General features: G+C 45.7%; 10 protein-coding genes. 9 read left to right on the forward strand and 1 reads right to left on the reverse strand.

The window, feature by feature from the left end; translation table 11 throughout:
* Positions 1-37: 37 nt before the first annotated feature.
* Both ACO0K3_RS10405 and prsT read left to right on the forward strand, forming a co-directional pair.
* Positions 38-1,153, forward strand: a complete 1,116-nt coding sequence (locus ACO0K3_RS10405; RefSeq protein WP_422984320.1) for a GNAT family N-acetyltransferase — start codon at positions 38-40, stop codon at positions 1,151-1,153.
* Positions 1,154-1,368: 215 nt separating this feature from the next.
* Positions 1,369-4,152 carry an XrtA/PEP-CTERM system TPR-repeat protein PrsT gene (prsT, locus tag ACO0K3_RS10410; protein WP_422984322.1) on the forward strand — a complete coding sequence of 928 codons (2,784 nt, stop codon included), beginning with the start codon at positions 1,369-1,371 and terminating at the stop codon, positions 4,150-4,152.
* A gap of 318 nt (positions 4,153-4,470) precedes the next feature.
* Here the strand turns inward: prsT and ACO0K3_RS10415 are convergent, their stop codons facing one another.
* A complete protein-coding gene (locus ACO0K3_RS10415) occupies positions 4,471-5,037 on the reverse strand; it encodes an XrtA/PEP-CTERM system exopolysaccharide export protein (protein WP_422959221.1) in 567 nt (188 codons plus the stop codon).
* Positions 5,038-5,614: 577 nt separating this feature from the next.
* Between ACO0K3_RS10415 and ACO0K3_RS10420 the strand changes: the two genes are divergently transcribed.
* From ACO0K3_RS10420 to ACO0K3_RS10450, 7 genes are all read left to right on the forward strand, one after another.
* The gene (locus tag ACO0K3_RS10420; protein WP_422984324.1) at positions 5,615-7,141 is read left to right on the forward strand and encodes an XrtA system polysaccharide chain length determinant; all 1,527 of its coding nucleotides are present in this window, start codon (positions 5,615-5,617) and stop codon (positions 7,139-7,141) included.
* A gap of 68 nt (positions 7,142-7,209) precedes the next feature.
* Positions 7,210-8,223 carry an XrtA-associated tyrosine autokinase gene (locus ACO0K3_RS10425; RefSeq protein WP_422984326.1) on the forward strand — a complete coding sequence of 338 codons (1,014 nt, stop codon included), beginning with the start codon at positions 7,210-7,212 and terminating at the stop codon, positions 8,221-8,223.
* Positions 8,204-9,775, forward strand: coding sequence for a TIGR03016 family PEP-CTERM system-associated outer membrane protein (locus ACO0K3_RS10430; protein ID WP_422984328.1), 1,572 nt, complete (start codon positions 8,204-8,206; stop codon positions 9,773-9,775). The genes ACO0K3_RS10425 and ACO0K3_RS10430 overlap by 20 nt, the downstream gene beginning before the upstream one ends.
* Before the next feature lie 16 nt (positions 9,776-9,791).
* Positions 9,792-10,790: an XrtA/PEP-CTERM system-associated ATPase gene (locus tag ACO0K3_RS10435; protein WP_422959100.1), complete on the forward strand. Its 999-nt coding sequence runs from the start codon at positions 9,792-9,794 to the stop codon at positions 10,788-10,790.
* Complete coding sequence (gene wecB, locus ACO0K3_RS10440) at positions 10,790-11,965, forward strand: non-hydrolyzing UDP-N-acetylglucosamine 2-epimerase (RefSeq protein WP_422984330.1); 1,176 nt, start codon at positions 10,790-10,792, stop codon at positions 11,963-11,965. Before ACO0K3_RS10435 ends, wecB begins: the two co-directional genes overlap by 1 nt.
* 7 nt (positions 11,966-11,972) lie before the next feature.
* Complete coding sequence (locus ACO0K3_RS10445; protein WP_422984332.1) at positions 11,973-12,845, forward strand: XrtA system polysaccharide deacetylase; 873 nt, start codon at positions 11,973-11,975, stop codon at positions 12,843-12,845.
* Between the two features lie 5 nt (positions 12,846-12,850).
* Complete coding sequence (locus tag ACO0K3_RS10450; protein WP_422984334.1) at positions 12,851-13,939, forward strand: FemAB family XrtA/PEP-CTERM system-associated protein; 1,089 nt, start codon at positions 12,851-12,853, stop codon at positions 13,937-13,939.
* The last annotated feature ends 4 nt before the right edge of the window (positions 13,940-13,943 follow it).

A 13,943-nucleotide genomic window follows, 5' to 3' on the forward strand; every position in this document is an offset into this window, starting at 1 on the left:
CGGCTATCTCGCTTGCCTTCATGAAGAGAACATTTTCATGAAAAACGTCTCCGTTCATAACGGCTTTGATGAGTTTATCCAGTCCAACCCGGACGCCGTCACTGCCCGGGGCGACGCAGATTTCTTCCTTACACTCACTTGGTTCAATAATTTAGCGAAGACCGCGTCTCCTGAACACCATCAGAAACGTATCTATTCGGTAAAAAAATCAAGCAACGGCAGCATTGGCTACACCATCTGTCCAATGTGGGCTAACGACTCAACAATGTTCGGATGGCCTGTACGTCACCTGTGTTCCATGGCGAATTTCTACACCTCGCTTTTTCGCCCGTTTGCAGCAGGTGAGCACCATGAAGTAATACCTGACGTACCCGATCTGATCACCGCAATGACGACAGCAACACCGCATTGGAATACGATTAATTTTCATCCTATGGATACGAGCGATCCTTGTTTCGAGGCAATTCAGTCAGCACTAGATCGAGCAGGCATCGCGATACAAACTTATTTTTGTTTTGGTAACTGGTACCTCAACGTTAACGGCAGGTCTTTCGAAGATTATTTCATCGGTCTTCCGTCAAAACTAAAAAATACCATCACCAGAAAAACGAAACAGCTTCAAAAGCAGCATCAGCTGACGATCAAGATCATCCAAGATAAAGATGAATTATCTGAAGCATTAAATGCCTATGAGCAGGTATATCAGGCCAGTTGGAAAACGGCAGAAAGTTTCCCTGAATTTATTCCTGGACTAGTGACTAGCTGCGCTCGTCAAGGATGGTTACGCTTAGGTATCGCCTACATTGATGAACAAGCTGTTGCAGCGCAAATATGGATAGTTCACCATCGCAAAGCATCTATTTACAAACTCGCCTACGACGAACGTTACGCACAATTTTCGATAGGATCGATTCTGACCGCCCGTGTCATGCAGCATGTAATTGATATCGATCAGGTGGATGAAGTCGATTATCTGACCGGCGATGATCCGTATAAACAAGACTGGATGTCTGATCGTCGTGAGAGATGGGGAATCATGGCATTTAATTTGCGTACCCTTGTTGGTGTCATCTCAGCGATAAAACATCTAGGCGGTCATTTTGTGCAATCTAAAATCAAACTGATCAGAAAGATAATTCAGCCCGGCAATTGATATCTTGCCTGGCAGAAAAGAGTGTTTCGATGCCGGATAAGCGCAAAAGGTACATCGCATATTGAACTCATGGTATTTCAGTTGCTCGCTATGGGAATCAAATCAAAAATGGTGTAAGCTCAAAAAATAATGACTTTTCATTAATAAAATAAGTTTTTCGCGGATTACGCAAATATTTCCTCATGAGTAGTTTTCTGAGTTAAAAGGATAAAAATATGTCACGCATCAGAAGCAAACGCACATCGATCGCCATGCTCTCCGCATCTGCTGTTCTTATCGCAAGCTTAGGCGCATGCAGCAAAACACAAAGTACGGACAAATTATTAGCTGACGCGAAACAATACCAGCAAAAAGGTGACAGCAAAGCTGCCATTATTCAACTAAAAAACGCCTTACAAAAAGATCCTGACAATAAAGACGTGCGTTTTTTATTAGGTTCAATTTACAACGAAACTGGTGATGCGCTGTCTGCGGAAAAAGAAATCAGAAAAGCGATCAGTCTTGGTATCAGTCAAAACCTAGTCGTAATGGATCTGGCAAAAGCCTTACTGGCACAAGGCCAATTCCAAAAAGTACTTGATGAAACAGATAAAGATCCCAAATCCAAGACCGACGCTCAATTGTTGAGCTTAAGAGGAAATGCCTATCTTGCATTGGGAAAAGCGACTGAGGCAAAGACGGCATTTGAGCAGGCTCTTAAAGACAAAGAAAATTATCCTGATGCACTGATAGGTTTGGCCAAACAGGCGTTTGCTAATAAAGATATTGCGAGCACAAATACCTACGCTGATCTCGCAGTCACAAAGAACCCGCAAAATATCGCTGCCTGGTTATTTAAGGGTGATCTGATGCGCGTACAGGGCAAGCTTGACGATGCTCTGGCCGCCTATAGTGAAACAATCAAGTTGCAACCAGAGAATGTACAAGCATTGCTGGTAAGGGCAAACTTGCAAATAGGTTTGAAGAAATTCGAAGAAGCAAAAAAAGACATTGATGCGGCCAAAAAAGTATCAGGCGGCAATATTCTGGTGATGTACACACAAGCCCTGCTGGATTTCAGTCAAAACAAAAATACAGAAGCACATGAATCATTGCAGCAGGTAATGCGCGTCGCTCCGGATTACATGCCAGCGGTATTGTTATCTGGGGCTGTGCAGTACGCCTTAGGTGCGACTAAGCAGTCTGAACAGGACTTAAGAAAGTATCTCAGCAAAGTACCCAACAGCGCCTATGCGCAAAAACTCTTAGCAGCAACACTGCTGAAAAGTAATCAGCCGCACGAGGCGATTCCCATCATAGAAACAGCGCTGAAAATTACGCCCGATGATAGTCAGCTAATGGCAATGGCGGGCGAATCGTACATGATGACAAGAGAATTCTCCAAAGCATCAGAATACTTTGAAAAAGCCAGCGCTTTAGCACCGAAACAAAGTGACTATCGCACCGCACTGGGAATGAGCAAGCTTGGTCAGGGCGATGGAGGTCAGGCGGTTGCGGAACTGGAAAAAGCGGTGAATCTGGACGAAAAATCGACTAAAGCAGGCGTCCTCTTGATCATGACTCATTTGAAATTGAAGGAATATGATAAGGCTCTCGCCGCTGTCAAAGTCACAGAAAAAGAACAACCAGAAAATCCGCTTATTCAAAATCTTAAAGGTGGTATTTATCTGAATAAGAAAGATCTTGCTAACGCGCGTCTCAGTTTTGAAAAAGCAGTTTCATTGCAAGCTACGTTTTTCCCTGCCGTTGCAAATCTCGCCAGACTAGACATTCAGGATAAAAAACCCGAAGCAGCAAAAAAACGTTTTGAAGCTTTATTAGAAAAAGACAAAAAAAATCTCCCGGCAATGACCGCTCTGGCAAGCCTGGCGATCTCCAACGGAGACAACGAAGGAGGGAAAGTTTGGCTAGAACGTGCCAACACTGAAAATCCTGACAACCTGCAAATTGTACAGTTGCTAGCGACGCACTATTTGCGAATGGGCGATAAAGATAAGGCATTGGCTTTTGTCAAAAAGACGCAATCAACAAACCAGAAGAGTGCTGAGTTAATGAATTTTCTGGCAAAAGTTCAAATGCTCACCGGAGATAAAGCCGGCGCCTTGGATAGCTATACCAAGCTAACAGTCTTGTTGCCAGAATCAGCGGCAGCGCAGTATCAGGTCGCATCGACTTACATGGCAATGGGCAACGAAACCTCGGCCGTTGATGCGCTGAAAAAGACCTTGCGATTAGATGATAAATTTCTAGACGCCGAACTGGCATTAGCAAGTGTACATATTAAAAATGGTAAATTTGACGATGCACTAGCAATCGCCAGACAGGTACAGAAACAGCAGGAAAAATCCCCAGCAGGCTATGTGATGGAGGGTGACACGCTGCTGATGCAGAAGAAGTCTGCACCGGCAGTCAAGGCTTATGAACAGGCGTTGAAGATCAACGCAGCTGGGCCAGTTTTCATTAAATTACATAATGCTTTACTAGCCGATGCCAAAGCCAAAGACGCGGATACCCGCATGGCACAATGGTTAAAAACCCATCCGGAAGATCTCGGTGTACGTTTGTACCTAGGCACCTACTTACTGAACACGGTTAAAAACCGTCCGGCGGCCATAGAACAGTTTCAACTCATACTGAAGAGCGATCCGAATAATATTCCTGCATTAAATAATATTGCCTGGGCTTATTCTGAGGAAAAAGACAAAAAAGCATCTGAGTATGCAGAGCGCGCCTACAAGCTTTCAGGTGACAATCCTGCCATCATGGACACACTTGCGTGGATCTTATTGGATCAAGGCAATACGGCGCGGGCCTTACCTTTACTTGAAAAAGCAAGCACCCTTCAGCCAGATGCATTGGAAATACGCTATCACTTCGCTGTAGCGCTTGTAAAATCAGGTGATAAAGCAAAAGCAAAGAAAGAGCTGGAGTCTATTACAGCACCAGGGAAGATTTTTGCTAAATCAGATGAAGCCAAGGCCCTGTTAAAGCAACTCTAAGCACCTAAGTGGTATCGAGTAATTAGCAATCAACTCGATACCACTGAGATTCAAGCAGATACGTGTACTTCCCCTTCTTCATTGACACACACGGTGAACTTACTATGTAGCAGTTGGAATATGTGTAAGTCATGACTCACACGAGATTAAATGACTTTTTCCAGCTAGCAGGAACAGGCCTTATTCACATCGCCTACATAAAAAATGCAAAGGTATTTGAATCAAATTTTTGATGCATCAAATACCAAAGCGATAAATAGTACCCACCAATAAAAAAGCCACTTCATCGAAGTGGCTTTTTTATTTAACAGCACAGGATCAGAAGAAACTTTGTGGGATAACCAGAACATCACCAGGGCGAACCGGAACATTGGCAGAGATATCGCCATCTTTAATCAAATCATTCAGACGCACATTCAGTGTTTGCTGCTTACCATCGATGGTACGGATGATATTTGCTTTGTTACCAGAGGCGAATTCCGTAATACCGCCTACAGCAATCACCACGTCCATCAGAGACATCCCTTTACGATAAGCCAGTGCCTGAGGTTTGGCAGCTTGTCCTATCACACGAATTTGTTCGCTATAGGGGCCAGAGAATGCGGTCACAATTACAGTAACCACCGGTTGCTGAATGAACTTTGCTAAAGCTTTCTCGATATCACGGGCTAATTCGGTCGAAGTTTTACCAATCGCCACCACGTCCTCAACCAGAGGTGTCGTGATTTTACCGTCTGGACGTACTGAGACCACCATCGATACTTCAGGATTACGCCACACAATGACATTGACCGAGTCACCAGCACCGATAAGGTAGTCATGATTAGGGGCTTGAGATTCAGCCGTTGGTGCAGGTGTGACATTTGTCGCGCAACCGCTGACGATTAAAACGAATAATGTTGCGGATAGGCATGAAAGCCAGCTGGAAATTTTTGATTGAAGCTTGTTCACGTGAGTCCCCTATGTGAGATGGTTGAATGTCTTCTCACTGAAATTAGCATTCAACAGAAGTTAACATGAAAGCATGATATTACCACCAACGGATGGCAAAACAAGCTCATTTACTTGTTTTTTTTACATAATTATTTTGACACATTTTTCAATGATCAGCTTGCTTGCAAAAGTATAGTACAGACCGTCACGAGAGAACGACTTTCGACTAATGTTCTGTATAAATTTAAACAATTTCCCACGAAACATTTAATTTCCACATAGAAATAAAGTGTTTAGAATCCGACACTTAGCAAAATATGGCAAGTAATTCTGCTTATCTCTGCTTTCTCTGCAATTATCATAAAAAGTATGGCACCTTAATTCAGGAAGTACCGAATTTACTTGTTTTTTTTACATTTACATAATATTATGATTCACAAAATATTCGTGCCTTTCCAAGTAATAAACTGGTAAGTTAGTAATATAGCGAATCGCCACTAAAATCACCTCATATGGAGAAGTCAACAAGATGGAGGAGCTGTTAACGCAGTTACAATCGCTGCTGAGGGGCGGATGGAAATATCGCTGGTATGCGGTCACAATCGCATGGCTGGTATCCGCAATCGGGTTCGGTGTTGTCTATACACTGCCAGACAATTATCAATCCTCCGCACGCGTATTTGTTGATACTCAAAGTATTCTGAAACCTTTGCTGGCTGGGATGACGAGTGTACCCAACGTCGAGCAACAGGTATCCATCATGAGCCGGACATTACTCAGCCGGCCAAACGTCGAACGTGTGATGCGCATGGTTGATCTCGATATCAAAGCAAATACTGGTAAAGATCGTGAATTGCTGATCGAGAATCTAATAGCAAAAATTAAAATCGGTGGCACCGTACAAAACGACATTTATACGATTACCTACAACGACGAAAGCCCTAAGTTAGCGAAGGATGTGGTTCAGGCGCTCCTGACTATTTTTGTAGAGGGTAGTTTTGGCGACAAGAAACAAGACTCCACGAAAGCTGTGGTATTCATCGATGGCCAGATCAAAATCTACGAAGAAAAACTGATCGCAGCAGAAAATGCTTTAAAAGATTTCAAACTGAAAAATATAACTTTACTGCCGCGGCAAGGTAGTGACTCGGGTACAAAACTATCCGAAATGACCGAAAGCCTGAATCAGGCACGTTTAGAATTAGTTGAAGCCGAACAGGCACGAGATGCGATCAAACGGCAAGTCGCCAGCACTGAGAATTCAATGAAACCCGATCAGGCAACAGCAACCGTATCCAACCCCGAAATCGACGCCCGGATTCAAACATTGAACAAAAACCTGGATTCCTTACGATTACAGTTCACGGACCAACATCCAGATATCGTGTCGACCAAAAGATTAATTGCGCAGCTAGAAGTAAAGAAAGCGGAAGAAGCGAAAGTTCGCAAGCCTGAGTCAGAGTTGGTTGCGTCAAATCCTTTATTGCAGCAACTAAAAATTTCTCTGTCTGCAGCCGAGGCTCGCGTTGCCTCAATGAGAGCACGCGTTGATGAATATTCAAACCGTAGCTCAAAATTAAAAACTCTCAGTATTGCCGCACCTGAAATCGAATCTCAGTTGTCCCAGTTAAATCGTGATTATCAGATCAATAAAGAAAATTACGAAAAACTGGTGGCAAGCCGTGAATCAGCCAAATTATCCGGCGATTTGAGTACCACGACAGAAATGATGACGTTCAGGGTTGTAGATCCGCCAACAGCGCCTCTGACACCTGTTGGTCCACATCGGATTCGACTGCTGTCTATGGTATTTGCTGCAGCAATCGCTATTGGCCTGGCAGGTGCCGTCCTGATGAGCAAGATACGCCCTACATTCCTCACGCACATTGATCTGCTGGAAATCACAGGCTTGCCAATTCTCGGTACAGTGTCGATGAATTGGACTGAGAGCGAGAAAAGACGTCAAAAACAAAGTTTGTATGGCTTCGCCGCTTCCTCCTTTGTATTACTGGTGTTCTACGCCGGAGTGATGTCGTTCATGTACATCAAGCAATAACATTATTAGTATAAAAAATATTTGTTGATCGTCTGGCAGTCGGAAATACGAATCTACTTGGAGTTAGCGTGAGCATTATTGAAAAAGCGGTTGGTAGACTAGAGCAGGGCAAAGGAATTGCAGCACACACCGCTGAGGTGCCTGCAGAACCGGCTCCTCAGGTGATCGTTGCGCCCGTCGCTCCGGTTGTCGCACAAGAGTTGTCCACCAAGTCAGTACAAGCCCCAGTTGCAGCGACCGTTACTCCAACGTCAGCAGCAACGGCTACTGCATTAACTACTACAAGTACGGCTGGTGCGAATAACGCGCCAACACTCTCAGCCGATGTACTTGGGAAAAACAGTCAGCGCAAAGTAGAAATTGACATCGCACAGTTACACCGCTTAGGCATGGTGACACCCGATGCAGAACGTACGGCGATTGCAGAAGAATTTCGCTTAATCAAGCGCCCCTTGATTGAAAAAGCATTCAATCAGAAAAAAGGCCCTCTGCATCATGGCAATCTCATCATGGTGACCAGCTCATTGCCAGGCGAGGGAAAAACTTTTTGCGCTGTCAATCTCGCCATCAGTATTGCTATGGAGCTGGATCACACGGTGCTCTTAGTCGATGCCGACGTAGCCCGCCCTTCTGTACCAAGATATTTGAATTTACTTCCGGGCGATACCAGCTCAGAAATTGGCCTGATGGATGTACTGCTTGATGACAAACTCGATCTTGCCGATGCCATGCTGAGAACCAATATCGATACCTTAAGTCTTCTGAGGGCCGGTAATAGCCACAAACGTGCGACAGAATTATTGGCAAGTCAGGGGATGAGTAGCTTGCTGTCAGAGATCGCCAATCGCTACCCCGATCGTATTGTTATTTTCGATTCCCCTCCTTTACTGCTAACAACCGAAGCAAGAGTTCTTGCGAATCAAATGGGGCAAATCGTCCTGGTTGTTGAGGCAGAAGCAACGACGCAACATACCGTCAAAGAAGTATTGCGTCAGTTGAAATCGAAAGCCAATGTGAATTTAATTTATAACAAAGCTAGAGCATTCTCAAACGGGGATTACTATGGCCAGTACTACGGCTAAGACGATGGCGCACTGGCAAACTCGTCCTCTTGCACTGGGACTGACGTCGATCATCCCTTTGCTAGGTATGGCGTCTGCTGGCAGCGTATCTGCGGCGGAATGGAAAGTAATACCGTCAATCAATGTAAGTGAGAGTTATACAGACAACGTCAAACTGACTCCCGTCGCAGAAAGTTCATACATCACGCAAGTCGCCCCTAGTCTGAGTCTCACAGCAACCGGAGCGCAATTGCGCTTCCGTGCAGACTATGTGATGCAGAATCTGTACTACTCAGGGAATAACAATGGTATTAAAACCAGTCATCTACTCAACGCCAACGCCAATAGCGAGCTGATCAAAGATCTTTTTTTTTTAGACGGTATTGCGAATATTAGTCAGCAGAGTGTCAATCCATTTACAGATCAGGCAACCAGCAATCTCAATCTGTCAGCTAACCGGACTGAAGTAAGGACTTATAGCGTTTCCCCATATCTCCGGAAAAATTTCTCCCCTGAATTCACCGCAGAATTGCGCTACACACGCGACTCAGTAAAAACCAGTTCGCAAAATGTGTTTGATAGCACTGGCGATAAAATTCTATTCGACCTGAAGAGTGGCTCAGCCTATAAAACTATTAGCTGGGGATTTCAATTCGCCGATCAAAAAATTCATTATCCCAATCAGGCAGACGTCGAGTTCCAGACATCAACCGTTAACGCCAGCTACGCCCTCTCTTCACTGTTTAGTCTGACGGCAACGACAGGATATGAAAATAATAGTTATGTAGCAGTAGGTGAAAAACCTTCGGGAATTTTCTGGACGACCGGATTCTCCTGGACGCCAACAGAAAGAACACGTTTCGCCTTCAGTGCAGGTAAGCGTTTTTACGGCTCTACTTATTCCGCAACCATTAGCGAAAGAGCTCGTGCCAGTGTCTGGAGTCTGGGCTATAACGAAGATATTACAACAACCCGTGGCCAATATCTGATACCCGCGACCAACGATACATCCGCATTTTTGAATCAATTATGGAAAGCAAGTATTCCAGATAACAATACGCGGCAACAACTAGTTGATAATTTTATCCGTGATACCAATTTGCCCTCAGCACTTGCGCAGCCCTTTAATACGGTGACCAATCGTGTGTTCCTCCAAAAAAACTTGCAAGCATCCGTCGCGTTTACCGGTGCGCAAAATACTGTTCTGCTGAGCGCATTGAACGTCAAGAGAGAGGCACAATCAGCAAGCCAGGCTGATATCCTGCTGCTGGGTATTTCCAATCCTGCTTTATTAGAAAAAGTCAGACAAACGGGTGTCAATGCACTGTGGAACTGGCAATGGTCACCAAGAACCAGTGCCAACCTCAGCACTGGCTATACGCAAACTGTTTCGGCCAACACCGGTATTAAAGACAATACCAAAACCGCGAGAGCATCTATCTCGCGCCAATTACAAACCAAATTAAGAGCAACGGTTGAAGTACGGCGAGTAGAGAAGCAATCGAATCTCGCCAATGGGGCTGGCAATTTTAATGAAAATGCCGTCACCTTATTCTTGTTGCTAGGGTTCTAGCGGAGTTGATGAAGAGATGTACGAGTCCTACTACGGTTTCAATGCGAAACCATTTCAGTTAAAGCCCGATCCACGTTTTTTCTTTGGCAGCAAAGGTCATAAACGTGCGATGGCATATCTCGAATACGGGATATCGCAGGGCGAAGGTTTTATTGTCATTACCGGTGAAGTCGGGGCAGGCAAGACGACGCTGATGCGTAATTTATTTAACGAATTAGAATCTGACAAAATCCAAGCCGCGCAAATTGTGAACACTCACGTAGGCTCGGACGATATTTTACGTCTTGTAGCTGCGGCATTTGGTGTGGAGTATGAAAACGCCAGCAAAGCGACATTATTGACTCGCCTTGAGCAATATTTACGTCAGTGTGATGTGCAGGGAAAACGTGCTTTACTGGTCGTCGATGAGGCACAAAATCTGACGCCGCGCGCGGTCGAAGAACTGCGCATGCTTTCAAATTTTCAGACCGCAGATAAATCATTGTTGCAGACGTTTTTATTAGGGCAGCCGGAATTCCGTCGTACCCTGCTGAGCGAAGACATGCAACAGCTATTACAACGCGTTATTGCCAGCTACCATCTTGGCCCGCTCGATCTGATTGATACGCGCGCTTACATCGAGCACAGGTTGCATACGGTGGGATGGAAAGGCGATCCTGTCATCAATACAGAAGCGTTCGCTGCGATTTTTGCTTACACCAACGGCATCCCCAGAAAAATCAATGCGCTCTGCGACCGCCTGTTTTTGATGGGCTACCTAGAAGAGTTACATCACTTTGGTGAGATTGAGGTAAATCAGGTAATTGCGGATATCAAGCAAGAGTTCCAGCTGCCACCCTCCCATCTTGAAACAGGCAATCAAGTCACAGGCTTGAAAGATTTACCGAATATAAATCTGGAACATATGGACGACAGAATGGCAAAAATGGAACGATCCATTTTATCCGTGATTGATGCCCTGAAAAAAATGCTTCCTAGTAATAAAGCAAATAACTACTCCGAGAAGGAAAATTAATGCAGGTTTTAAGCCCAAATCAACATGGACCAAGCGAGATTATCTGCGTGGTGGGCGCTCGTCCAAATTTTATGAAGATCGCGCCGATCATGGTCGCGCTCAACGCATTAAAACCGCATCTGAAAGTCACACTGCTCCATACAGGTCAGCATTACGACGTTGCCATGAATGAGCAATATTTTGAAGCTCTTGGCATTCCTTCACCAGATATTAATTTAGAAGTAGGTTCAGGCAGTCACGCCGTACAAACTGCGGAAGTCATGTGCCGTTTTGAGACGGCAATGGGTGAAAATTTACCTGCAGCAGTATTAGTTGTAGGCGACGTGAACTCCACCATCGCTTGCGCGCTGGTAGCGACAAAAAAGGGCGTACCAGTCATCCATGTGGAAGCTGGCTTGCGTAGCTGGGATCGTGGTATGCCAGAGGAAATCAATCGCGTATTGACTGATCAGATCTCTGATTTGTTATTCACAACGGAACCTAGTGGCAAAGATAATTTACTGCGCGAGGGCGTTGCCGATAGCCGCATACATTTTGTCGGCAACGTCATGATCGATACGCTGCGTAATAACTTGAGCCGTGCCATTGCTCCGGCTCAGATTGCTGCAGACGCTGGCAATCCTCACTTTCTGGATGGGGGAAAAGGTTTTGTCGTGGTCACCATGCATCGTCCGTCGAACGTCGACGATCAGGCGATCTTGAGCGAACTCATCACGACAATTATCAGTATCAGTGAACAAGTCCCCGTTATTTTTCCTGTGCATCCTCGTACCAAATCGATGCTGGAGAAATTTGGCCTGGATAAAAAATTAACTACGCCAAACATCCTCTTGCTACCACCCATGGGTTATCTGGAAATGCTCGGTCTGATGAAAGAGGCGAAGCTGGTGTTAACCGATTCTGGTGGTATACAGGAAGAGACGACGGCACTGGGCGTGCCTTGCATCACGCTGCGCAACAATACCGAACGTCCGATTACCGTAGAAGAAGGTAGCAATACCATTGCAGGACAAGATCCGAAAAAGATCATGGAAATTTTTCAGGATGTCATGCATACCGGCGGTAAGGGTGGTCGTATTCCGCAATTCTGGGACGGTCACGCGTCCGACCGCATCGCAGCAGTCATTGCGACCCAGCTTGGCATCGCCATTCCTGTAACGGCTCAGTCATCATAAGGTCACCATGTCCATCATTGCCCCAGCACAGGTTAACAGCCCGCCTATCCGTAATGCCATGACCATTGATGTGGAAGATTATTTCCAGGTCTCGGCATTTGCGCCTCATATTTCGCGTGATAGCTGGACTAACTTGCCATGCAGGGTTGAGCGGAACATCGACTGCATCCTTGCACTGCTGAGCGCGTCTCAAGTCAAGGCTACATTTTTCACCCTTGGCTGGATTGCTGAGCGCTATCCAGCATTAGTCAAACGAATTGTGGCGGAAGGACATGAGCTAGCCAGTCATGGATATGGCCATTTACGTGCGTCAGATCAGACACCGGATGAGTTCCGGGAAGATGTCAGCAGCAGTAAAAAAATTCTCGAAGATCTGGGTGGACAAGCAGTGCTGGGCTACCGCGCCCCAAGTTTTTCTATCGGCACCCAAAATCTGTGGGCCCTGGATGTTTTATTGAATACGGGCTATCGCTACAGCTCCAGCATCTATCCTATTCAGCATGATCATTACGGCATGCCGAGTGCGCCACGTTTTAGTTTTTATCCTAACGGCCAGGATGGCTTACTGGAATTGCCGATTACCACGGTACGTTTCATGCAGAAAAATTTTCCTGCTGGCGGCGGCGGTTATTTCCGTCTGTTTCCGTACCAGCTCTCTCGCTGGTTGTTACGACGTGTGAATCAACAAGATAAGCAATCCGGCATTTTCTACTTCCATCCATGGGAAGTAGATCCTGAGCAGCCGCGTCAGGAAAATATAGGCTGGAAAACTCGCTTCCGTCACTACGTGAATCTAGATAGAACCGAAAATCGTCTCAAAGCCTTGACCAAAGATTTCCAATGGGATCGCATGGACCGTATCTTTTTACCCAACACATGAATTCCATGACTGACACATTGACGGCCAATCCGGCTGCCATGACTTTACCCGCCTCCGCGCCTGCCCAGATTTCTCTCAAGCTGCTGCAACCACAAGATTACGCCCGCTGGGATGCCTTTGTGGTGCGATGTCCAGATGCGACTTTTTTTCACCGTGCTGGCTGGCAGCCTGTCATTGAAAAAGCATTTGGCCACCGTACCTGGTTTTATTACGCAGAAGCACATGGTGAAATTCTCGGTGTTTTGCCGCTTGCAGAAATCAAGAGCAGCTTATTCGGCCATTCACTAGTCGCCCTGCCCTTTTGCGTATATGGCGGTGTCGCGGCCATATCTGCCGAAGCCAAGAGTTTGCTGAGCCAGGCGGCACAGGCCTTGGCAAAAACACTAAAAGTAGGTCACCTCGAGTACCGCAGTATCACGCCACAAGAAAAAGACTGGCATAGCAAAGAGCTGTATGTCACTTTCCGTAAAGCGATTGATCCCGACGAAGAAACAAATATGCTAGCCATACCGCGCAAGCAGCGTGCAATGGTGCGCAAGGGTATTAAGGCTGGCTTGGTCAGCGAAATTGATCAGGAGATTGATCGTTTTTTTTACGCATACTCCACCAGTGTGCATCGGCTTGGCACGCCGGTCTTTTCAAAGAAATTTTTCCGTCTGTTAAAACAAACCTTTGGTGATGACTGCGAAATTATGACTATCGTCAGTCCACAAGGAACAACTGTCGCCAGCGTCATGAGCTTCTATTTCCGTGATGAAGTCTTACCGTATTATGGCGGCGGCACGCATGAGGCAAGAGATGTTGCCGGTAATGATTTCATGTATTGGGAATTGATGCGCAGAGCTTGTGCCAGATCGTATAAAGTATTTGATTTTGGCCGTAGCAAATTAGGAACAGGTGCCTTTGATTTCAAAAAAAATTGGGGCTTTGAACCGCAAGCACTGCATTATGAATACCAGCTGCATAGCGCAGCATCTTTGCCGGATAACAATCCACTGAACCCGAAATACCAGCTATTTATCAAGATGTGGCAAAAAATGCCGCTTGCCCTGGCAAATCTCATCGGTCCCCACATCGTCAAGAACCTGGGTTAATCGT

Origin of the sequence: Undibacterium sp. Rencai35W (genome assembly GCF_049340185.1) — a bacterium.
Classification (GTDB): Bacteria; Pseudomonadota; Gammaproteobacteria; order Burkholderiales; family Burkholderiaceae_D; genus Undibacterium.